We start from the raw sequence: 21,022 nt of genomic DNA on the forward strand, positions 1-21,022 counted from the left end.
CTAATCGGAGCATCGCCGCGTCAAGCGTTTTTGATCAGCAGCAGCCGCATTTGCGCAAGATCGCGGCCAAGACGCGCGGATCGATTCTTCTCCCGCGCCACCTCGATCATCGAGCGCAGGTCATCACCGGAATCGCCGAGGTCGTTTGCTGTGCGCCTGGACAAGATCCATAGCAATTCGGCTTCGTCGCGAAGTTCGCGCTGCAAGACACGCAAATCCTCCAGATGACGCCCGATCTGGTCCATGCCAAAGCATGCTCCGTCCGAACGGCGATCACAAGGCCGGTTTGGCCCAAAGCTTTCAACAATTATCCTGCACCCGGCCAAAGCCACCGGCGGGAACAACTTGAAACGGGCGGCGTTGAGCGAGGTCTCGGGTACGTCAATGTCTCATGCCGAGGAATCTCAAACCGTTCCCGTGAGTGGAAGCGGAATGGAAACCTTTGCCGGTGGCTGTCGGCCTCAACAATGTTGGGAGATAAGGTGGAATTTCTTGCAGAAACCAAGATCCTGATTGTCGAAGACGAGTTCCTCGTCGCTGACGACATCGCGCGTTATTTCGCCGGACTAGGCGCGAGCATATTAGGTCCGGTTTCTACCGTCGCTGAGGCGCAATCTTTGGTCGAACGTGCCGATGCGGCCGTGTTGGACATCGACCTCCACGGCGCCTCCGTGTTCCCGGTCGCCGATCGCCTTTTGGAGCGCGGCGTCCCCTTCGTCTTCTTTAGCGCGTATGACCGGAACGTCATCCCCTCCCGGCTCGATCATGTCGCCAACCTGATGAAGCCGGCCGATCGGCGAAAAATCATTGCGGCGCTTTTTCCCGTCAAGGACCCGCAGGAGCGCTTAGAGGATCCGCTTGATGTGATGACGCTGCTGCCGAAACTGCGGCTGGCCGCGCGCCTCATGCTTCCGGACGCCAAGGCCGCAGACCGGCTGATCGAAATGACGCTGGAGCTAGCCATTCGCGACGTAGCCGATCGTCCTGCCGGCATGTCCACCGAGCTATGGCTGAACTCCATCCTGAAACGGGTCGCAAGCAACTCGGCCGGTCTGCTACATTGATTTTCAGCGATTGGTCGCGCAGCCTACGCAATTCCGCAGTCCGGATAATCAAGGCAGGCGCTATACTCAGTGCGCCATGAATCCTTTTCTCAACCAAGCCAATATCTTGCTTCCATTGATGATCCTGCGGACACGTCCAGCGGCCCAGCCGGCCTGCATCGTGGCGCCGGCATGGCAACTGCAGACGATCTCATGCAATTGCCAATCGGAGAGTTCGAAAAAGCGTTTGGCTTCGCCGTAGGAGGGCCTTCGCCGCAGGACCGACTGACGCGCAAGCCGGCGCCTTTGAGCATAGGTGCGGGCCGATCAGGTGTTGCCCACCGATCTTCGACAGACCACGCGGGGGCATCTGTAGCGACACCAAGCTGAACTCCGTCGCCAATGTTCCAGAGGCACAAAAAGACTGTTTGGCCGGAAACGACGAGGTCGACTCATGCGAAGGATTGAAGCTGCGGGCCGTTGGTCCCGTTCGCCCGAATGGAACGTCCCGATCCAGCCGGAGTTTGAGGCGCCCCGCTGCAAGGAGCATTATCGTGAACGCCCAACGCACCCCTGCCGAAAACAGAGGCGACATCCAGTCTGGCATGACAGAGGATAAAACTCCGGGATCTCGACCCGGCGGCGGCGCCCCAAGAAACCGATGCCGAAGCAGCGGACGCCGGGTCCGTGCCTGTTGCCGCCGCCACCGGCACGCCCCGCTTCGTCAATCAGGCCAGCTTCGCCAACGCGATGCGGCCGCCAGAGGATGAGCGTGCGCCGCGCCCCGGCAGGAACACTCCGGTGCTGGTGATCGTCGCGGTTGTCATCGCAGCCGCAGTCGTCTTCATGATCGCCGCGCTGCTGGGACGATAGCGGGCTGCTCTGACCGACAACAGGACTGTTGCGCCTTCAGGATGCGTCCTCGCAGAGGTTCTCGTGAATGATGCCGAGGATTTCCGTCCGCACCGTCTCGCGCGCTTCGGGCCGAATAAAGGGCATCAGGAGATCCACTATGTCTTTGATGTTTTGCGGCAGGTCTGCACTCGCGTCGGTCAACTCGCTGCCGTGTGCGTAGACATTGTCGGCGAGTTTTTTGTCGAGGTCTGAAAACGTTCCCATGCCTTAACTCCGCTTTTTGCGGCAACAGCTGCAAGCGCGATTGGTTCCGCAGTTCCGGACCTCTCCAATCCAGCAGCGCATTTCCGGCCTCGAGTGGAACATTCGCGCCCCGCGCCTGTTCGGCCGATGTTCTGAAATGTGCTCGGCAATCAACGGAGGTTCGGATGGAAAACGGAAAGCTCGCCGTCGTGACCGGCGCATCGAGCGGGATCGGCAGGGAACTCGCCAAGTTATGCGCGAAGGACGGCTATGGCCTCGTCGTCGTGGCCGACGAGCCGGCGATCCGCCAGGCTGCCGAGGCGCTTCAGTCGCACAATGTGGCGGTCGAAGCGGTTGAGGCGGACCTTTCGACCGAGAAAGGCGCCGATCAGCTGATCGCTACGATCGGCGACCGTTCGATCGACCTGTTGCTCCTCAACGCCGGGCGCGGATTGGGACGCGGCTTCGTCGACCAGGACTGGGCAAAGGTCCGCCGCGTCATCGACACCAACATCACCGGCACGGTCTATCTTGCCCGCCGGCTCGGCGAGCGCATGGTGCGCAGCGGGCGCGGACGGGTTCTGTTCACCGGCTCGATCGCCGGCTTCATGCCCGGCACCTTCCAGGCGGTCTATAATGGCACAAAAGCCTTTATTGATTCCTTCGCCGTCGCTCTGCGTCACGAGCTGAAGGACAGCGGCGTCACTGTTACGGTGCTGATGCCGGGCGCGACCCAGACGCGGTTCTTCGAACGTGCCGACATGATGGACACCAAGGTGGGAACCGATGAAAAGGCCAATCCCGCCGATGTCGCCAAGGACGGCTACGAGGCCATGATGGCTGGCGAGGAGCAGGTGGTCAGCGGTTGGAAAAACAAGCTCCAGGTCGCGGCGACGCATGTCACGCCGGCAGGAACCCTGGCCGAGCAGCACCGCGACATGGCCGAACCAGGCTCGGCCGACAAAAGGTGAGGCCCACCGGGTCCTGGTTGAGGCGGGAACATTTCACAAGGGTGCAAGTTCGGCCTCACCAATCTTGTCCAGCAAATCCCGCAAGGAGCAGAACATGAAGGCCCTCACCTGGCACGGCAAAGGCGACATACGCTGCGAACAGGTGGCCGATCCGACAATTGAGGATGAGCGCGACATCATCATCCAGGTCACCTGCTGCGCGATCTGCGGTTCGGATCTCCATTTGATGAACGGCTACATGCCGACGATGGAATCTGGCGATGTGCTGGGCCATGAGACAATGGGCGAAGTGGTCGAGGTCGGCCGTGGCCACACCAAATTCAGCAAGGGCGACCGGGTCGTCGTTCCCTTCAACATTTCCTGCGGCGAATGCTGGTTCTGCCAGCATGGGCTGTTCTCGCTATGCGACCGGTCGAACCCGAACGCCAAGGAGGCGGCGAAGGTAATGGGTCAATCGCCTGCCGGCCTGTTCGGCTATTCGCATCTCGTCGGCGGCTACTGGGGCGGCCAGGCCGAATATCTGCGCGTGCCCTTCGCCGATGTCGGCCCGATCAAGGTGCCTGACGGCATCGGCGACGAGCAGGTGCTGTTTTTGTCCGATATCTTCCCGACGGGCTATATGGCGGCGGAAAATGCCGGCATCGAGGACGGCGATACGGTTGCGATCTGGGGATGCGGACCGGTCGGGCAATTCGCCATCCAAAGCGCCTGGATGCTGGGCGCCGGACGCGTCATCGCGATCGACAAGGTGCCGGAGCGCTTGGCCATGGCGCGCACGCACGGCAAGGCTGAGACACTCGATTTCAGCAACTCCGACATCTACGACGCGCTGATGGCAATGACCGATGGACGCGGGCCGGACCGCTGCATCGATTGCGTCGGTACCGAATCCGATCCCGGCGCAAGTTTCGATGCGGCGATCGACAAGATAAAGGCCGCCGTCTATCTCGGCACCGACAGGCCGCATGTCCTGCGCGAGGCGATCTACTGTTGCCGCAAGGGCGGCACGATCTCGGTGCCCGGCGTCTATATCGGGCTCGTCGACCATATCCCGTTCGGCGCCGCGATGAACAAGGGGCTGACGTTCCGCATGGGACAGACCCATACGCAGCGCTATCTCGAGCCGTTGCTGCACAAGGTGCAGAACGGCGAGATCGATCCCTCTTTGTGATCACCCATCGGGCTGACCTCGAGGCCGGCCCCGATCTCTACCAGACTTTCCGCGACAAGCAGGATGGCTGCATCAAAGTGGTCATGCGCCCGCACGGCTGATCATTCTACCCAGCCGCCGGACGTCCCTGTCCGGCCGGCTGGCTGGCTGGTGAAGGAGAGGTGAAATGGCCAAGAAAAACCCGCATCGGCAAAACAGACCGCCGAGCCCCCGGTGAGATCGCCCAATACCGATGGCCTGCCGCATCCGAGCCGCGATGCTGAAGACAGCGATTCCGGCGCCAGGCCAACGGCTCCCAAAACCGCCGGCGCGAAGAAAGCGGCCGGATCGCCGCTCGACAGCCGCGTGGCCAATCGCAATGCCGGTCGCAGGCGACACGCAGGCGCGACGCCTCGGCCGACCGACGAACCGCTCGAGTAAGCGAAAGGCGGCGCTGGCATTCGCACCGGGTCAAGGACCTCCGCCGCCGCCAACCGCGCCATAGACCTGACCGGTCGCGTAGCTATCCTCCTGCGAGGCCAGAAGCACATAGATCGAGGCGAGTTCGGCCGGCTGGCCCGGCCTGCCCATCGGGCTATCGGCGCCAAACTTCGGCAGCTTGTCCGGGAACTGGCCGCCGCTTGGCTGCAGGGGCGTCCAGATTGGCCCCGGAGCAACGGCGTTGACGCGGATGCCTTTCTTGGCGACCTGCTTGGCGAGACTCTTGGTGAAGTTCATGCCGCAAGCCTTGGTCATTGCGTAATCGACCAGGGCCTCGTCCGGATCATAGGCGTTGACCGAGCTTGTGATGATGATCGACGATCCGGCATCCATATGCTTCAGCGCCGCCTTGGTGATCCAGAACATGGCGTAGACATTGGTCTTGAAGGTCCAATCGAATGCTTCCGTCGTGATATCGGCTAATTGCTTTTGCGGGTGCTGGCGCGCGGCGTTGCTGACCAGGATGTCCAGCCCGCCGAGGCCGACCACCGCATCCTCGACGAGCTTCTGGCAAAAGGCTTCCTCGCGGATATCGCCGGGCAGCGGCAGCGCCTTCCTGCCGGCTGCCTCGATCAGCCGAACGACCTCTTTGGCGTCCGGCTCCTCGGCCGGCAGATAGCCGAAGGCGACATCGGCACCTTCGCGCGCGAAGGCAATGGCGGCCGCGCGACCCATGCCGGAATCGCCGCCGGTGACCAGCGCCTTGCGGCCGGCAAGCCGGCCAGATCCCTTGTAGCTGTCTTCGCCATGATCGGGTGGCGGATCCATTTTGCCGGCGAGGCCGGGCCAGTCCTGCTGCTGCGCCTTGAAAGGCGGCTGCGGATATTGCTTGGTCGGATCCTGCTTGGCGGGTGCTGCCGGGCCTGAAGCCGCCGCTGCGCTGGCTTGCTGTGCCTGCGCCGGTGTCGCCAGGGCGGCGAGCACGCCACCCGCCATGCCCCCGACCACATTGCGCCGCGATGTGCCGGCGGGATTTGATTTATCGGACATGTTTTACTCCTGCTGAATACCGGCTGCGCCGGCGGTGGTGGGTTGCGGCCGTGCAGGGGCGCCTCAGTCAGTGGCGCCGCTGCGCTCGACGAATTTGTTGAAGCGGCTTTGTCCACCCCTGCCGGCCTCGTCTTGATGCAGGAAAGCGAGATCGTTCTCGTCGAAGATCCGGAAGAACTCGTCCCACTCGATCGGTTCGAGCGTGTCTTCAGGTTCGCCGAAGTCGATCCGCAGGATGCCGCCCTTGCCGCCGGTGCGGACAACGGCGGGATGGCCGTCGCGCTCTTCCGCCCATTTGCGGATTTCGTCGTGATTGGTGGTCGTCTTCGCTTCGGACATCGATTTCCCTTTCTCACCGTCGGTGGATGAGCGGCCTAACAGCTGCGAAGCGGCAATGTTCCAAAGCACCGCGCCCAGACGGCAGCGCCCCATCCGCGCCTCGAGCGAATGGAACTTTGATGAAGCAAGGGAACAAACCTTTTGCCCGGCAGTTCGGGGCGCCAAAGCCAAATCCACCCAAGGCAAACCTGCAAGGAGTCATCGTGAAACGCATATTGGTTACGGGAGGCTGCGGCTTCATTGGCCGCCACGTCGCTCAGGAGCTCGTCGAACATGGCTACGAGGTACGAATCCTGGATGCACTGCTGGAGCAGGTGCATGGCGCTGAGGCCATCATTCTTCCCGCCGGCGCCGAGTTGATGAAGGGCGACGTCCGTGACCGCGAGGTCGTTGTCCAGGCGCTGTCGCACGTCGACGCGGTCGTTCATCTGGCGGCCGAAGTCGGTGTCGGCCAGTCCATGTACGAGATCGCCCGCTATGTCGGCACCAACGATCTCGGCACCGCGATCCTGCTGGAGGCACTGATCAAGCAGCCGGTGGAACGGATCGTCGTCGCCTCGTCGATGAGCATCTATGGCGAAGGCCTCTACCAAACCGCGGACGGTCGGCGCGTCGACGACGCGCGCCGCCAGGCGAGCGACATGAAGGGCGGCCAATGGGACCTTATGTCGGACAGCGGAGACATACTGACGCCTGTGCCGACAGATGAAGAGAAGCGAGCCGATCTCGCTTCGATCTATGCGCTGACCAAATACGCGCAGGAACGCGCCGTGCTGATCTTCGGCCAAGCCTATGGGATCGAGGCGGTGGCTCTGCGCCTGTTCAACGTCTTCGGCGCCGGCCAGGCGCTTTCCAATCCCTACACCGGCGTGCTTGCCAATTTCGCCTCCCGCCTGGCCAACGGCCAGCGCCCGATGATCTTCGAGGATGGCGAGCAGAAGCGCGACTTCGTCCATGTGCGCGATGTCGCCCGTGCCATGCGCCTGGCGCTGGAGCAGCGCCAGGCGCATGGCCACGCAATCAACATCGGCAGCGGCCGCTCCTATTCGATCAACGAGGTCGCCCGCATGCTTGCCGAAGCGATGGGGGTGCCGGGCAGGTCGCCGGAGATTCTCGGCAAGTCACGCTCCGGCGACATCCGCAACTGCTTTGCCGATATTTCGAAGGCGCACGAGTTGCTCGGTTTCCAGCCGGAGCACCGGCTTGAGAGCTCGCTCGACGAGTTTGTCGCCTGGGTTCGCAACACCGCCGCCGTCGACCGCGGCGCCGACATGAAGCGGGAACTGGAAGAGCGGGGACTGGTCTCATGAGCCATCATCGCGAAGTTGCCATTGCCATCCTCGGCGGCAGCGGCTTTATCGGCTCCAACCTCGCCGACAGCCTGATGTCGGATGGCGAGCCGGTGCTGGTCGTCGACAATCTCAGCCGCCCGGGCGTCGAACAGAACCTGCAGTGGCTGGCGCAAAAACACGGCAAACTGCTTGCCGTGGAACGAGCCGATGTGCGCGATGCAAATGCGCTGGCAGCCGCGCTGGCAGCCGCGAAGGCGATATTCCATCTGGCCGCACAGACGGCGGTCACCACCAGCTTGGTCGACCCGGCTGAAGATCTTGACGTCAATCTCAGGGGCACATTCCACGTGCTGGAAACCGCTCGCCAGACCGGCGCGCCAGTGATCTTCGCCAGCACCAATAAGGTCTATGGCGCGCTGCCGCAGATCGCAGTGCGGCAAACGCCGGATCACTACGAGCCTTGTGACGACAACATCCGCGCCAACGGCGTGGACGAGACCATCGGCCTCGATTTCTGCACGCCCTATGGCTGCTCCAGGGAGCGGCCGACCAGTATGTCCTCGACTACGCCAAGTCGTACGGCCTGCGCACGGCGGTGCTGCGCATGAGCTGCATCTACGGGCCGCGCCAGTTCGGCACTGAGGATCAGGGCTGGGTCGCGCATTTCCTGCTGAGCGCGCTCGCCGGCCGGCCCATTACCATCTACGGCGACGGCAGGCAGGTGCGCGACATCCTGCATGTCAGTGATGCGGTCGCCGCCTACCGTGGCGTGCTCGCCGCGATCGACGACCTCAAGGGCCAGGCCTTCAACCTGGGCGGCGGACCACAGAACGCCGTCAGCCTGCGGACACTGCTGGCCGAGATCGCCAGCATGACCGGCCGCGACATTGCGCTTCGTTACGACCGCGAGCGCACCGGCGACCAGCCCTTCTTCGTCGCCGACACTCGCAGGATCGAAGCCGCGCTCGGCTGGAAGGCGAAGTTCTCATGGCGAGACGGCATTCGCGATCTCGCCGACTGGCTGCGGCAGCATCGTCTGGCGCCGGACCCGGAAGCCGCGAGGTACGTCGCATGAAAGTCGCATTGGTCAATCCCTTTTGGACATACGAACACAGCATCTATTTCGGCTGCCGCCAGCCGCATTTGCCGCTGGAGCTCGGCTACTCCAAGGCATTGCTGGAGGCCGACGGCCACGAGGTGCTGATGCTGGACGGCCAACTGCAGAAGCTCGACAACGCCATGCTCGCCGAGCGCGTGGCGGCCTTTGCGCCCGACATGAGCGTCGTGGCCACCGCACCGACCTATCTGTTCTGGCGCTGCGCGCCGCCGGAACTGCGGGTGCCGGCGGAATTCCTCGGCCATCTGGCGGCGCGCGGCGGCCGTACCATCGCGGTCGGACCGCATGGCTCGGCAACGCCGGCGCCGACCCTGCGCAAGCTCGGCGTCGATATCGTCGTCAAAGGCGAATGCGAGGAGATCGTCGCCGATCTCGCCCGGCGCAGCGATTGGGAAAACGTGCCGCATACGGCGCGCCTTGCCGACGGCGCGCTCGCCGCCAATGGCGGCCCGCATGCCAGCCGCTTCATCGACCACCCTGCCCTGCACTGGCCCTCCGACTGGATCGCCGCCCATCCGCACCATCACCATCGGTTCGACGAGAATCAGCACGGCGCGGGCGCCGAGGTGGAGGCGTCTCGCGGCTGCCCGTATAATTGCAGCTTCTGCGCCAAAATCGATTTCCGCGACGGCTATCGGCGCCGCAACCATGATGCCGTCATCGCCGAGATCGACGGGCTGATCGCGCAGGGCGTCGGCTACATCTATTTCATCGACGAGATATTCCTGCCGCAGAAAGCCTTGCTGGAGGCGCTGGTCGACCGCGACATCCAGTTCGGCGTGCAAACCCGCATCGATCTGTGGAAACCGGAGCTGTTGAAGTTGCTGGGCGCGGCCGGCTGCGTCTCGATAGAAGCCGGTCTCGAAAGCCTCACAGTCGAAGGCCGTGAGATGCTGGCCAAACGTTGCCGCCTGGGCACCGAGGAATTGGCCGCCCTGCTGGTCGATGCCCGCCGCCATGTCCCTTTCGTGCAGGCCAATCTGATCGGCGTGGTCGAGGACGATCCGGCGCTGGTGGATTATTGGCGCCAGCATCTCATCGACAACGGCGTCTGGGCCAACGAGCCGGTGCCGCTCTACCCCTATCCGAGTTCGCCCAGCTATCGCGAGATGTGGGGCGAGCCCGATGATTTCGCCTGGGAACGGGCCCACGAGCACTATCTCGCCTCCTTCGAGACCTTCAGCGACATCCAGGAGAAACGCCCACGCGCGCTGGCCGAGTTGGAGGCCTCATGCTGCAGTCATTGATCCGCCGCCCACGACGCATCCTGATGACGACCGACGCCGTCGGCGGTGTGTGGCGCTATTCGCTCGATTTGGCGCGCGCGCTGACTGCCGAGGGTAACAGCATCGTGCTCGCCGGACTGGGGCCTGAGCCATCGCCAGCCCAGGCTGCGGAGGCGCGGGCCTTCGCAACGCTGACATGGCTCAGGACTCCGCCGGACTGGATGACACGCGACGAGAAGGAGCTCGGCCGATTACCCGGCGAACTCGACGTTCTGGTCAGTGCGCACGCCATCGATCTCGTCCACCTCAATGCACCAGCCCAGGCAGTCAGTCTCGACTTTCGATGCCCCATCGTCGCGGTGTCGCATTCCTGCGTGGTGACATGGCTGAATGCGGTGCGCGGCGACGTCATTGCAGCCGATTGGGCCTGGCAAAGGCGGCGCAACAGCGCAGGCTTCGAGCGGGCCGATGCCGTCATTGCGCCGAGCCAAAGCCACGCCGACATGCTGCAGGCCTGCTATGGGCCCATCGCGAGGCTGTCCGTCGTCCACAATGGCGCCCTTCCCGCTCCGGCGGCCGAGGAGCGCGAGGCTTTCGTCTTTGCAGCGGCGCGCTGGTGGGACGAGGGCAAGAACGCCGACACACTCGACAAGGCGGCGGCCACCGCATCGTGGCCGGTCTACGCGGCAGGATCGCTGAACGGTCCCGACGGTCAGCGTGCCCATCTCGACAATTGCAATGCGCTCGGCGCGATTGGTTATGCCGAAGTGCGGCGCTTGATGGCGAGGGCGGGCATCTTTGTGTCGACGTCCATCTACGAGCCGTTCGGGCTTGCCGCGCTCGAAGCCGCGACGTCCGGCACGGCCTTGGTGCTCGCCGACATTCCCACTTACCGCGAACTCTGGGATGGCGTTGCCCTTTTTTGCGGCGCGCGATGCCCATGCGCTTGCGAGCTGCATCGCCCGACTCGCCGGCGACGACGAATTGCGCCGCCAGCTCGGCACGCACGCGGCCGATCGGGCTCGCAGGTTCTCGCTGCCGGTCCAGGCCGGCGCAACAAGCGAAATCTACGATCTGGCGGCTGTGGCCGTCGCGGGGCGCTAGCCATGCACTTCAAATTCTACACCCATTCCGCCGTCTCCGACTGGAACCACGGCAACGCGCATTTCCAGCGCGGCATCATGCGCGAACTCGTCGCGCGCGGGCACCATGTGATTGCGCTCGAGCCGGCAGACGGCTGGAGCCGCTCCAACCTCTTGGCCGAACAGGGAAGTTTCGCCATCGAGCGGTTTCGCAAGGATTTCCCGGAATTGATGCCGGTGGCCTACGATGCGTCCTTCGATCACGAAGCCTGGATTTCCGACGCCGATGTGGTGATCGTCCACGAATGGACGGATCCCGACCTGGTTGCCCGCATCGGGCGGGCGAGGGCCAACGGCGCCGACTTCACGCTTCTTTTCCACGACACGCATCACCGGTCGGTATCGGCGACGCAAGCGATCTCGGCCTTGAACCTCGAGCACTATGACGGCGTGCTGGTGTTCGGCGAGGCCTTGCGAGAAGGCTATCTTCGCGCCGGTTGGGGCAAGCGGGTCTTTACCTGGCACGAGGCGGCGGATGCCCGGCTGTTCAAGCCGTCTCCCGATAGTTATCCCGGATCGGACCTGATCTGGATCGGCAATTGGGGCGATGACGAACGCAGCGCCGAGATCACGGAGTTCCTCATCGAGCCGGCGCGCGATCTCGGTCTGTCGGGGACGGTCCACGGTGTGCGCTATCCGCCGGAGGCTCTCACCGCCCTGAGCGACGCCGGCCTGCGCCATGAAGGCTGGATCGCCAATGCCGATGTGCCGAAGGCGTTCGCAGACCACCGTGTCACCATGCACATTCCGCGCCGGCCTTACCGCGAAAGCCTGCCGGGAATTCCGACGATCCGCATGTTCGAAGCGCTCGCCTGCGGCATTCCCCTCGTCTCGGCGCCATGGTCGGACGCCGAGGGCCTGTTTCGCGCCGGACAGGATTTTCTGTTTGCCCGGGACGGTGCCGAAATGCGCCGGCACCTCCAAGACATCCTGAACGATCCGCAGCTGGCAAAGTCGCTGGCCGCAGCCGGCCTCGAAACCATTCTCGCCCGGCACACATGCCGGCACCGCGCCGAGGAACTGTTCGACGTTCTGGCGGCGTGCAGCAATCGCCACGTGGTCAAAGACATTCCGGCAAGGGAGGCCGCCGCATGAAAATCGCGTTTTACGGATCGAGCCTGCTGTCGTCCTATTGGAACGGCGCGGCGACCTATTATCGAGGACTGCTCAAAGCGCTCGCCAGGCGCGGCTACGACATCGTCTTTTATGAACCTGACGCGTTCGACCGTCAGAAGCATCGCGACATCGAAGCGCCAGACTGGTGCAGCGTGGTCGTCTACGAGGCCACCCCGCATGCGCTCATGCAGGTCGCGGCACGCGCCGCCCAGGCCGACATCGTGGTCAAGGCAAGCGGCGTCGGCTTCGAGGACGACGCGTTGCTCCGCGCGGTGCTCGACCATGCACGCCCGGATGCATTGACGGTATTCTGGGATGTCGACGCGCCGGCCACGCTCAACGAATTGCGCAGCGATCCGGATCATCCCTTGCATGAAGCGCTGAGCAGGATCGACCTCGTGCTGACCTATGGCGGCGGCGATCCGGTGGTGTGGGATTACCGGGCGCTGGGCGCGGCCGAGTGCGTTCCCGTCTACAACGCGCTCGATCCGGAGACGCATCATCCTGTTGCCAGGAATCCGCGCTTTGCCTGTGACCTTGCCTTTCTGGGCAACCGGCTGCCCGACAGGGAGACGCGCGTCGAAGCCTTCTTTCTTGAACCCGCGCGAGCGCTGGACAGCCAGCGCTTCCTGCTCGGCGGCTCCGGGTGGGGAGACAAGCCGCTGCCGCCCAACGTCTCACGGCTCGGGCATGTCGGGACGAGGGATCACAATGTCTTCAACGTCACGCCGAAGGCGGTCCTCAACATCAGCCGTGACAGCATGGCCGCTAATGGCTTTTCGCCCGCAACCCGCGTCTTCGAAGCAGCAGGCGCCGGCGCATGCCTGGTGACCGACGCCTGGCTCGGCGTCGAAATCTTCCTGACGCCTGGTGAGGAAATCCTGGTCGCAAGAGACGGCGCCGACGTCGCTGAAATCATGCGCACGCTTTCGCCGGCGAAAGCCCGCGCCATCGGCGCGGCGGCGCTCCGGCGTGTGCTTGCGGAACACACCTACACGCTGAGGGCTGAACTGGTCGATGCGATATTCAAGCGGCGTTTGGAAAATCAGAGCGTGGAGGCGGCGGAATGAGGAAGCAACTCGACATCGTCTTTCTCGGCCTTTCGCTGTCTTCGTCCTGGGGCAACGGACATGCCACGACCTTTCGCGGATTGCTGAGGGGATTGAACGAGCTCGGCCATCGCATCACGTTTCTCGAGCGCGACGTGCCATGGTATGCGCACCACAGAGACCTGCACGATCCCGATTTCTGCGCCTTGCGCTACTATGACAGCGTCGACGAGCTGCGCCGAAGCTACGACCGAGAGCTGCAGCGGGCGGACATTGTCATCGTCGGATCCTTCGTCCCCGAGGGGACGGGCGTGATCGACTGCCTGACCTCTTTGTGCACGGGGCAGTTCTGCTTTTACGACATCGACACGCCTGTGACACTGGCCAAGCTCGCGCAGAACGATTGCGACTATCTGGTCCGCCGTCAGATTCCCTATTTCGACTGCTACTTCTCCTTTAGCGGGGGCCCGACGCTTGACCGCCTGAGGTCGGAGTTCGGCGCACGGCGCGCCGAGCCGCTCTATTGCTCCGTCGATCCGAAACGCCACCATCGAACCAAAGACCCCATTCGATGGGACCTGGGCTATCTCGGTACCTACAGTCCGGACCGGCAGCAGGCATTGGAAACGCTGCTGCTTGAGCCGGCGCTCCGGCTGCCCGAGCGGCGTTTTGTCGTGGCCGGCTCGCAATACCCGTCCGGGATCGTGTGGCCCGACAATGTCGAGCGCATCGACCATCTGCCGCCCGCCGAGCACGCCGCGTTCTACAGCAGCCAGCGCTACACGCTGAACCTGACGCGCGCGTCGATGATCGAGGCTGGATGGTCGCCCAGTGTGCGGCTGTTCGAGGCCGCCGCCTGCTCCACGCCGATCATCAGCGACTGGTGGCCGGGGCTCGACAGCTTCTTCCCCAAATCGGCGATTGCGACGGCCGGCAGCGCCGAGCAGGTGATTGCAATTGTCGACCGACAGCCAGACCGGGCAAGGTTGAGCATGGCCAGGCAGGCTCAGGCGATTGTCCTAGCCGAACATACCGGAGCTGCGCGGGCACGCGAATTCATTTCCGCGCTTATGCAGCCAATTCAGGCACGTCCGGTGCTCGATCTGGACGTGGAAAGTGCAGCATGACAGGCAGACAGGAGAAAATGGCAATGCGGCAATCCAGAAAAGCGCAAAGGCTGACGGTGCTTGTTGCCGGCGGCGCCGGCTTCCTCGGCTCGCATGTGTGCGAGACGCTGCTTGAGAGCGGACACCGGGTGATCTGCGTTGACAACTTTCTCACCGGCAGACTTGAAAACATCGGTTCGCTGATCGGGCGGCCGCGTTTCCACCTGGTCGAACAGGATGTCTGCGAGCCGATCGAGCTCGACGAGCCGGTCGATCGCATCTTCAACATGGCTTGCGCGGCGTCGCCGCCGCGCTACCAGGCCGACCCGGTCCACACCACGCGCACGTGCGTGATCGGCACGCTCAATCTCCTCGAGCTCGCCGTCAAGAACGGCGCCCGTTTCCTGCAAGCTTCGACCAGCGAAGTCTATGGCGATCCGGAACAGCATCCGCAGAACGAAGACTATCTCGGCCATGTGAACTGCACCGGACCGCGCGCCTGCTACGACGAGGGTAAGCGAACGGCGGAGACGCTTTGCTTCGATTATCTGCGGGCGGAACGGGCCGATGTCCGCGTGGCCCGCATCTTCAACACCTACGGTCCGAGAATGGATCCGGCCGACGGCCGCATCGTCTCGAACCTGGTGATGCAGGCTCTCGAAAAGCGGCCGCTGACCATATTCGGCGACGGTCGCCAGACGAGGTCGTTCTGCTTCGTAACCGACCTTGTGGAAGGGTTGCTGCGTCTCATGGACGTCGATCCCAATCCGCGCCAGCCGGTCAACCTAGGCAATCCCGGAGAATTCACCATTCTCGAGCTCGCAAGGCTCGTGCGCGAGATGACGGGCACCCGCTCGGCAGTGACATTCCTGCCCTTGCCGCAGGACGACCCCGGCGGCGCCGGCCCGACATCACGCGGGCGAAATTGCTGCTGGGCTGGTCCCCAAGGGTGCCGCTGCGGGAAGGTTTGCTGCAGACGATCGCGTATTTCGCCGACATCGACGACAGCGCGATAGAGCCGATCACCACGGTAAAAACGTCGACTTCGGGCAAGGCGCAAAACCTTCCCGTGTAAACGCGCCGCTCGGTGCGCTCTCACTTTTCGCCGGAGGCGGGAACATCCGGCAGACCTGCCGGTTGGGACCGCCAACCGGCATGGAGAACAAAGCGGTGCAACCGAAGCGAAGCGTCACGGATATCGATCAGCTCGCGGCCGAGCGGACCACTGCATTTTTGCGCCGGGCCTCAATCACCTATCTGGAATGCTGCGTCAGCCTGATGATGACGCATATGGGGCGCGAGGAGATAGCCGCCATTCTGGAGCAGGAAGCCGATATGCTGCGCAAGCTCGATTGAGCACAGGCGGTTTCAATGCCTTGCTTGACCGAGGACGTGGGCCAAGCCTGCCTCGTAGCGCCTGATCGGAGGCTGCAAACGGTCCCTTTCATCGGCTCCAGCCTGGTCAGCCAGGGTCCATAATCCCAACTGGAAAGAGAGATAGCAGGGCTGCATATAGCTCAGCAGTTCGCGATCGACAGCGCGATGCATCGCAGCCTCCGCGCATGCGACCAGCTTCAGCAATTGGGCGTCTGAGAGGTCGTATTCGACGCCGGCGCCGGCAATGTCCCACTCGATGCCCTGGCAGCCGACAAGATCGTGCGAACGACAGTGATCGACGGCGTCCGTCTTGAGCAGTGTACCGTCGGGGCAGACAAGGAACTCCCACGGGTGCAGGCGCCCATCGATCTCGACCCGCGGTGCCGATCGCGGCAGCGGTCGCGCCGCGAACCAGTGGCGCAGGTCGGCCGCCCGGCTCGCCCCCAGGGCCTCGCCGCAATTTTGCACGGCCATCCTTGCCAGCTCATCCGGCGCAGCACCAGCCTCCGTCGTTTGCAGATTGGCGCCGCGCCAGCCAAGATACCGCCCGAGCCATTCGACCACCTTGTCCTTATGCAGGTCGGTGTTGTTCAGCCTGCCCCCCTCGACCCAACGCTCGACCAGAAAACCGTGACACAGGCCTGCGACCGGCGCGGCGAAACCGGCTTCGTGGAGCAATCTGGCCGTGCGCAGCTTGCGTGTTCCGATATGGCCAAGCCCGGCGTATTTGACCAGCCATCGCTCGGCTCCTGCCGCGGCCATGAACTTGCGCCGTTCGAAACCGCCAAAAACCGGGGGCCACTGTACGGGCGGCAAATCGAGGTGGTGTCGCCACGTTCCGCCGGAAATCTCGCAGAGCTGGACGTCGGGTCTGGCCAAGAGCCGGCCTATCCAGTCGGCCAGATTCGGAACGATCCGGCCGTCGAACGTGTGTTCGAAATCCACGCAATGCTTGCGGCAGTGCGACCAGATGGCGTGGATCTCTTGTGATGCTTCCCTGCCCGGACCGTTTCGATGGCTCGGGAACAAATGGATGCGTTCGAGATCGACACCCCGGCCAAGCAACCAGTCGACAACAGCATGGAAGGAACTTCCCGACAGGCCCGGACCTTCATCGACGATGGCGTAGCTCGCTGTCGGGTTTCGGCGCCAGTTGCCGATGAGATCAGGCTCGGCGGCGATGTGCCGGCAAAACGGATGTCCGACCGGACGAATGCTGACGGGCGGTGGTGCACCAAGAGCAGCGGCCACCATGGCAGCAAGCCCGAGACCAATGCTGCGGATGCCGATGACGCAGGTGTTCGCGCCGAGCGCCGACCGATGCGCCGCGGCAAGATAAGTTTCGGGATAGAGCGCATAGTGCGCGTAGCCTTCGGCGGCGCCTGTGGAGATCTCGCCCCGGCAATCCAGCCTGGCCATCATCTCTGGTAAGTCGCCGTGGAGCGCACCGGCAACGGCAAACCCGCTTCGCCACGACCGCGCTACATCCAAGGCCAGCTCGACCAGAATTCGGGCGCCGAGCTGCTGCGAGGGCGAATTGCGGTCGACGCCGCCGACCTCGAACTCCGCATCGGCGAGGCCTTGAACAAGTTCCGAGACGTTGATGAAAAGGCCGACCAGAGCGCAATGCCGTTCGACGCCGGCCGGCATTCGGCCGATATCGCCCGCTTCAGCGCAGGCGGCTTTGGCAAGCCGGCCAGCGTCGCGCTTTTGCCTGTGGTCACCGAAGACGATCATCGCCCTGCTTCGCTGTCTGGCCGCCAACGCGAAAGCAGGCGTTTTCGATCCGCAAGCCGGCGGCGCAATTTTTGCGCGGTGCCAAGGAACATTCCGGGCCGCTCACGGTTCGGCGCCAAGGAACTTACCTTTCAGCAGCAGAGGCAGCGGGTTCGTGACATCGAAGAAAGTTCGTATCGGCATCGTTGGCGTCGGCAATTGCGCATCCTCCCTGGTGCAAGGCCTGACCTATTATCGCGACGCGAAGAGCAATGAGCCGATACCCGGGCTGATGCATGCCGATCTCGGCGGCTATCATGTCCATGACATCGAAATAGTCTGCGCCTTCGATGTGGCCAACGGCAAAGTCGGTCGAGATGTCGCCGAAGCGATCTACAGCGCGCCCAACAACACCTTTCGTTTCGCGGACGTGGAACCGACCGGGGTTCGCGTCGAGCGCGGTCCGACGCTCGACGGCATCGGCAAATATCTGCGCGGCGAAATCAAGGAGTCGCAGGATCCGGTCGTCGACGTGGTCGGCCGGCTGCGGCAAAGCGAACCCGATGTGCTGGTGTCTTATCTGCCGGTCGGATCGGAGGAGGCGACGCGCTTCTACGCCGAATGCGCGCTCGAAGCCGGATGCGGCTTCGTGAACTGCATACCCGTGTTCATCGCTTCGCGGCCGGAGTGGCGTCAGCGCTTCGAGGAGCGCGGCCTGCCGCTGGTCGGGGACGACATCAAGAGCCAGGTCGGCGCAACCATCGTGCATCGCATGCTCGCCAATCTTTTTCGCGAGCGCGGCGTGCGCATCGACCGCACCTACCAGCTCAATTTCGGCGGCAACACGGATTTCCTCAACATGCTCGAACGCGAGCGGCTGGAATCGAAGAAGATCTCGAAAACCCAATCCGTCGCCAGCCAGATCGATGTTCCACTCGCGGCAGGCGACATTCACGTCGGCCCCAGCGATCATGTTCCCTGGCTGACCGATCGCAAATGGGCCTACATACGTGTCGAGGGCACGACCTTCGGCGGCGTTCCCTTGAATGCCGAACTCAAGCTGGAGGTTTGGGATTCCCCAATTCGGCCGGCGTCGTCATCGATGCCGTGCGCTGCGCCAAGCTCGCTCTCGATCGCGGCATTGCCGGAGCCCTCACCGGCCCCTGCAGCTATTTCATGAAATCGCCACCGGAGCAGTTCACCGACGCGCAAGCCCGTCAGCGCACGCTCGACTTCATCGCCGGCAGGGACGAGCCACTGCTCGACGCTGCAGAATGACGACGACTTTCTTTCTGGTCCGGCACGCCGCGCACGACAATGTCGGCTGCTACCTGGCGGGTCGCATGGATGGTGTTTGCCTCGGCGCGGCGGGCCAGGCGCAAGCCATGCAATTGGCCCGCCGCATGGCACGCGAACCGCTGGGCGCGATCTGCAGCAGCCCGCGCGAGCGCACGCTGGAGACCGCCAAGCCCATGGCGATCGCTTGCGCCATCGACAAGATCGCGATCTGCGACGAGCTCGACGAAATCGATTTCGGCACCTGGTCAGGAAAGACGTTCGATGAACTGAATGGGGATGCCGCCTGGCGGATGTGGAACGATCAGCGTCAAAGCGCGCGCACGCCGAGCGGGGAGACAATGCACGATGTCCAGCAGCGTGTGGTCGCGCTCATGGATGCGCTGCGCCAGACCATGCAGAACCAGTGCGTTGCCTTGGTCAGCCATGCCGATGTCATCAAAGCCGCCGTGTGCAGGATCCTGGGGCTTCAACTCGGCGACTGCTTCCGCTTCGACATCGAGCCCGCCTCGGTGACCACGATCGTCTATGGCGACTGGGGTTCGAAGCTTATCCGTCTCAATGAAGTCGCCTGACCGGAGCTGCCGAATGCGTATGGTCATTTTCGGTCTCACCGTCACCTCTTCCTGGGGAAATGGGCACGCCACGCTGTGGCGTGGGCTCATTCGTTCGCTGGCGCGGCTCGGTTGGTCTATCAGTTTTTTCGAGCACGATACGCCCTATTACGCGGGTGCCAGGGATCTCGACCATCTCGATGGCGGCAACATCGTGCTCTACCCGGATTGGGAGGATATCCGCCATGCTGCGGAAGTCGAAATCCAGCACGCCGACGTCGTCATCGTCACCTCCTACTGTCCCGATGCCGTCGCGGCCTCGTTGCTGGCGCAGCAAAGCTGTCGCGGGCTGAAGGTGTTTTACGATCTCGACACGCCGGTGACGCTGGCAAGGATCGAGCTAAGCGATTACCCGCCCTACTTCGGCCCCGAAGGGCTGCGCGATTTCGATCTGGTGCTGAGCTACACCGGAGGACCGGCGCTCGATGCCCTGAAAAAGACGTTGGGCGCGCGCCGTGTCCTGCCCCTCTATGGCCACGTCGATCCGGACCGGCATCGTCCCGCTCAGCCAAGAGCCGAGTTTGCTGCCGATCTGTCTTATCTCGGAACCTATGCGGCGGATCGTCAGGCCGGGGTTGAAAGACTTCTGGTCGCCCCCGCCGCCCGGTTGCCCGACCAGCGCTTCATCATTGGCGGCGCGCAATATCCGCAGGAATTCCCCTGGAACGAGAATATTTTCTTCGTCAGGCACCTGCCGCCCGCCGATCACCCTGCCTTCTTCTGCTCGTCGCGCCTGACGCTGAACGTCACCCGTGAGGCGATGGCGCGGACAGGCTGGTGCCCTTCGGGCCGATTGTTCGAAGCAGCGGCCTGCGGGGCAGCGATCGTCTCGGATGATTGGCCCGGCCTGAGCAGCTTCTTCGAACCGGGAAGCGAAATCCTGCTCGCCAATTCCACCGATGACGTGGTCGCGGCGCTCAGCCTCTCGGCTGACGAACTCCGGCGCATTCGCGCCCGGGCTCGCGAACGCGTTCTCAGCGAGCACACGTCGGCCTTGCGGGCGGCGCAACTGGACCGGTTGCTGAACGACGCCTTGAGAGCTTCCGCAAACGAACCGATGAAGGAAGCTGTGTGATGTTGGGCATCGTGCCTGCGGCCGGACGCGGCAGCCGTATTCAGCCGCTCGGTTTTTCGAAGGAGCTGCTGCCCGTCGGCAGCCGGATGGATGGGCAGACCGAACGTCCTTGCGCAGTGAGCGAATATCTGGTGCGGCGCATGGTACGCAACGGCGTCGACAAGATCTGTTTTGTCATTGGTGCGGGCAAATCGGACATCCTCGAATATTACGCAGCCGGCTACGAGAGCGCGGCCGCGATCTTCGTGACCCAGCCCTCGCCCGTCGGCCTTTGCGACGCAATGTTTCGCGCCGCGCCGCTGGTGGCACCCGACGAGACGGTACTGATCGGGTTGCCCGACACCATCTGGTTTCCCGAAGACGGTTTCTGCCACCTGCCCGACGACGAGCTGTCGTTCCTGTTGTTTCCGGTGGAGCGGCCGGAGCTTTTCGATGCCGTCGTGACCGACCAGAACGGCCGCGTGAAAGAGATCCAGGTCAAGCAGCGCGACGCCGCGACGAATTGGATCTGGGGCGCATTCAAGATGCCGGGCCATTTCTTCCATCAACTCGCCGCGCTTTGGCGCGAACGGGAACGCCGTGACGAATATTTCGGCACCTTGGTCAACGCCTTTCTCGCTGCCGGCGGCGAAGCCTCCGCGGTCAAGGCCGGCAGCGCCTATGTCGACGTCGGAACCTTCAATGGCTACCGCACGGCTCTGCGACTGCTCGAGAACAACGTAACGCCGGATGAGGAGATGATGCTGACGCACTTGCCTCAGGAGCGGTCAGGCGTCCCATCTTTTCCGGGCGAAGGAGGCTAGC

General features: G+C 63.4%; 19 protein-coding genes and 5 pseudogenes. 19 read left to right on the forward strand and 5 right to left on the reverse strand.

Going from position 1 to position 21,022, the window contains the following annotated elements; translation table 11 throughout:
- Positions 1-20: 20 nt before the first annotated feature.
- Entirely contained in the window at positions 21-245 is a 225-nt protein-coding gene (locus ACVDG8_RS07875; protein ID WP_447251567.1) for a hypothetical protein, read from the reverse strand.
- 237 nt (positions 246-482) lie between these two features.
- Between ACVDG8_RS07875 and ACVDG8_RS07880 the strand changes: the two genes are divergently transcribed.
- Positions 483-1,064, forward strand: a complete 582-nt coding sequence (locus ACVDG8_RS07880) for a response regulator (RefSeq protein ID WP_447254208.1) — start codon at positions 483-485, stop codon at positions 1,062-1,064.
- Between the two features lie 666 nt (positions 1,065-1,730).
- Complete coding sequence (locus ACVDG8_RS07885) at positions 1,731-1,916, forward strand: hypothetical protein (RefSeq protein WP_455707617.1); 186 nt, start codon at positions 1,731-1,733, stop codon at positions 1,914-1,916.
- A 36-nt stretch (positions 1,917-1,952) separates the two neighbouring features.
- Here the strand turns inward: ACVDG8_RS07885 and ACVDG8_RS07890 are convergent, their stop codons facing one another.
- A complete protein-coding gene (locus ACVDG8_RS07890; protein ID WP_447254209.1) occupies positions 1,953-2,162 on the reverse strand; it encodes a hypothetical protein in 210 nt (69 codons plus the stop codon).
- 164 nt (positions 2,163-2,326) lie between these two features.
- Between ACVDG8_RS07890 and ACVDG8_RS07895 the strand changes: the two genes are divergently transcribed.
- Both ACVDG8_RS07895 and ACVDG8_RS07900 read left to right on the forward strand, forming a co-directional pair.
- On the forward strand, positions 2,327-3,112 hold the full coding sequence (locus ACVDG8_RS07895; protein WP_447254210.1) for an SDR family NAD(P)-dependent oxidoreductase: 786 nt from the start codon (positions 2,327-2,329) through the stop codon (positions 3,110-3,112).
- Positions 3,113-3,206: 94 nt separating this feature from the next.
- A pseudogene (locus ACVDG8_RS07900) lies at positions 3,207-4,384 on the forward strand (zinc-dependent alcohol dehydrogenase).
- Positions 4,385-4,733: 349 nt separating this feature from the next.
- Here the strand turns inward: ACVDG8_RS07900 and ACVDG8_RS07905 are convergent.
- Together ACVDG8_RS07905 and ACVDG8_RS07910 are read right to left on the reverse strand one after the other, a co-directional pair.
- Positions 4,734-5,753, reverse strand: coding sequence for an SDR family oxidoreductase (locus ACVDG8_RS07905; protein ID WP_447254211.1), 1,020 nt, complete (start codon positions 5,751-5,753; stop codon positions 4,734-4,736).
- A gap of 63 nt (positions 5,754-5,816) precedes the next feature.
- Positions 5,817-6,092: a hypothetical protein gene (locus ACVDG8_RS07910; protein ID WP_447254212.1), complete on the reverse strand. Its 276-nt coding sequence runs from the start codon at positions 6,090-6,092 to the stop codon at positions 5,817-5,819.
- A gap of 203 nt (positions 6,093-6,295) precedes the next feature.
- Between ACVDG8_RS07910 and ACVDG8_RS07915 the strand changes: the two genes are divergently transcribed.
- The 9 genes and pseudogenes from ACVDG8_RS07915 to ACVDG8_RS07955 all read left to right on the forward strand — a co-directional run bounded on the left by ACVDG8_RS07915 (position 6,296) and on the right by ACVDG8_RS07955 (position 15,496).
- Positions 6,296-7,402 carry an NAD-dependent epimerase/dehydratase family protein gene (locus ACVDG8_RS07915; RefSeq protein ID WP_447254213.1) on the forward strand — a complete coding sequence of 369 codons (1,107 nt, stop codon included), beginning with the start codon at positions 6,296-6,298 and terminating at the stop codon, positions 7,400-7,402.
- Positions 7,399-8,459, forward strand: a pseudogene (locus ACVDG8_RS07920) (NAD-dependent epimerase/dehydratase family protein). The gene ACVDG8_RS07915 and the pseudogene ACVDG8_RS07920 overlap by 4 nt, the downstream one beginning before the upstream one ends.
- Complete coding sequence (locus tag ACVDG8_RS07925; RefSeq protein ID WP_447254215.1) at positions 8,456-9,748, forward strand: TIGR04295 family B12-binding domain-containing radical SAM protein; 1,293 nt, start codon at positions 8,456-8,458, stop codon at positions 9,746-9,748. The pseudogene ACVDG8_RS07920 and the gene ACVDG8_RS07925 overlap by 4 nt, the downstream one beginning before the upstream one ends.
- A gap of 23 nt (positions 9,749-9,771) precedes the next feature.
- A pseudogene (locus ACVDG8_RS07930) lies at positions 9,772-10,578 on the forward strand (glycosyltransferase family 4 protein); the annotation flags it as partial.
- A 255-nt stretch (positions 10,579-10,833) separates the two neighbouring features.
- Positions 10,834-11,964 (forward strand): CgeB family protein, encoded by a 1,131-nt coding sequence (locus ACVDG8_RS07935; protein WP_447254216.1) that lies wholly within the window; start codon positions 10,834-10,836, stop codon positions 11,962-11,964.
- On the forward strand, positions 11,961-13,055 hold the full coding sequence (locus ACVDG8_RS07940; protein ID WP_447254217.1) for a CgeB family protein: 1,095 nt from the start codon (positions 11,961-11,963) through the stop codon (positions 13,053-13,055). The genes ACVDG8_RS07935 and ACVDG8_RS07940 overlap by 4 nt, the downstream gene beginning before the upstream one ends.
- Positions 13,052-14,161, forward strand: coding sequence for a CgeB family protein (locus ACVDG8_RS07945; protein ID WP_447254218.1), 1,110 nt, complete (start codon positions 13,052-13,054; stop codon positions 14,159-14,161). The genes ACVDG8_RS07940 and ACVDG8_RS07945 overlap by 4 nt, the downstream gene beginning before the upstream one ends.
- Before the next feature lie 23 nt (positions 14,162-14,184).
- A pseudogene (locus ACVDG8_RS07950) lies at positions 14,185-15,215 on the forward strand (UDP-glucuronic acid decarboxylase family protein).
- 95 nt (positions 15,216-15,310) lie between these two features.
- Complete coding sequence (locus ACVDG8_RS07955) at positions 15,311-15,496, forward strand: hypothetical protein (RefSeq protein WP_447254220.1); 186 nt, start codon at positions 15,311-15,313, stop codon at positions 15,494-15,496.
- A 12-nt stretch (positions 15,497-15,508) separates the two neighbouring features.
- Here ACVDG8_RS07955 and ACVDG8_RS07960 read toward each other — a convergent pair whose 3' ends face one another.
- Positions 15,509-16,462 (reverse strand): hypothetical protein, encoded by a 954-nt coding sequence (locus ACVDG8_RS07960; protein WP_455707618.1) that lies wholly within the window; start codon positions 16,460-16,462, stop codon positions 15,509-15,511.
- A gap of 84 nt (positions 16,463-16,546) precedes the next feature.
- On the opposite strand from ACVDG8_RS07960, the gene ACVDG8_RS07965 reads away from it, so the two are divergent.
- From ACVDG8_RS07965 to ACVDG8_RS07990, 6 genes and pseudogenes are all read left to right on the forward strand, one after another.
- Complete coding sequence (locus tag ACVDG8_RS07965) at positions 16,547-16,948, forward strand: hypothetical protein (protein WP_455707619.1); 402 nt, start codon at positions 16,547-16,549, stop codon at positions 16,946-16,948.
- Between the two features lie 6 nt (positions 16,949-16,954).
- Positions 16,955-17,509 carry a hypothetical protein gene (locus tag ACVDG8_RS07970; protein WP_455707620.1) on the forward strand — a complete coding sequence of 185 codons (555 nt, stop codon included), beginning with the start codon at positions 16,955-16,957 and terminating at the stop codon, positions 17,507-17,509.
- Positions 17,409-18,511, forward strand: a pseudogene (locus tag ACVDG8_RS07975) (inositol-3-phosphate synthase). Before ACVDG8_RS07970 ends, ACVDG8_RS07975 begins: the two are co-directional and overlap by 101 nt.
- Entirely contained in the window at positions 18,508-19,104 is a 597-nt protein-coding gene (locus ACVDG8_RS07980) for a histidine phosphatase family protein (protein WP_447254223.1), read from the forward strand. The pseudogene ACVDG8_RS07975 and the gene ACVDG8_RS07980 overlap by 4 nt, the downstream one beginning before the upstream one ends.
- A gap of 13 nt (positions 19,105-19,117) precedes the next feature.
- Positions 19,118-20,218 (forward strand): CgeB family protein, encoded by a 1,101-nt coding sequence (locus ACVDG8_RS07985; protein ID WP_447254224.1) that lies wholly within the window; start codon positions 19,118-19,120, stop codon positions 20,216-20,218.
- Complete coding sequence (locus ACVDG8_RS07990) at positions 20,218-21,021, forward strand: nucleotidyltransferase family protein (protein ID WP_447254225.1); 804 nt, start codon at positions 20,218-20,220, stop codon at positions 21,019-21,021. Before ACVDG8_RS07985 ends, ACVDG8_RS07990 begins: the two co-directional genes overlap by 1 nt.
- The last annotated feature ends 1 nt before the right edge of the window (position 21,022 follow it).

The organism is Mesorhizobium sp. ORM8.1 (genome assembly GCF_053005525.2).

Bases quoted from the DNA above. Each gene is read 5' to 3' on its own strand.
- ACVDG8_RS07985 (WP_447254224.1), top strand. From the start codon at position 19,118: ATGCGTATGGTCATTTTCGGTCTCACCGTCACCTCTTCCTGGGGAAAT.
- ACVDG8_RS07965 (WP_455707619.1), top strand. From the start codon at position 16,547: ATGGATGCGTTCGAGATCGACACCCCGGCCAAGCAACCAGTCGACAAC.
- ACVDG8_RS07895 (WP_447254210.1), top strand. From the start codon at position 2,327: ATGGAAAACGGAAAGCTCGCCGTCGTGACCGGCGCATCGAGCGGGATC.
- ACVDG8_RS07990 (WP_447254225.1), top strand. From the start codon at position 20,218: ATGTTGGGCATCGTGCCTGCGGCCGGACGCGGCAGCCGTATTCAGCCG.
- ACVDG8_RS07890 (WP_447254209.1), bottom strand. From the start codon at position 2,162: ATGGGAACGTTTTCAGACCTCGACAAAAAACTCGCCGACAATGTCTAC.
- ACVDG8_RS07910 (WP_447254212.1), bottom strand. From the start codon at position 6,092: ATGTCCGAAGCGAAGACGACCACCAATCACGACGAAATCCGCAAATGG.
- ACVDG8_RS07980 (WP_447254223.1), top strand. From the start codon at position 18,508: ATGACGACGACTTTCTTTCTGGTCCGGCACGCCGCGCACGACAATGTC.
- ACVDG8_RS07925 (WP_447254215.1), top strand. From the start codon at position 8,456: ATGAAAGTCGCATTGGTCAATCCCTTTTGGACATACGAACACAGCATC.
- ACVDG8_RS07935 (WP_447254216.1), top strand. From the start codon at position 10,834: ATGCACTTCAAATTCTACACCCATTCCGCCGTCTCCGACTGGAACCAC.
- ACVDG8_RS07905 (WP_447254211.1), bottom strand. From the start codon at position 5,753: ATGTCCGATAAATCAAATCCCGCCGGCACATCGCGGCGCAATGTGGTC.
- ACVDG8_RS07875 (WP_447251567.1), bottom strand. From the start codon at position 245: ATGGACCAGATCGGGCGTCATCTGGAGGATTTGCGTGTCTTGCAGCGC.
- ACVDG8_RS07940 (WP_447254217.1), top strand. From the start codon at position 11,961: ATGAAAATCGCGTTTTACGGATCGAGCCTGCTGTCGTCCTATTGGAAC.
- ACVDG8_RS07945 (WP_447254218.1), top strand. From the start codon at position 13,052: ATGAGGAAGCAACTCGACATCGTCTTTCTCGGCCTTTCGCTGTCTTCG.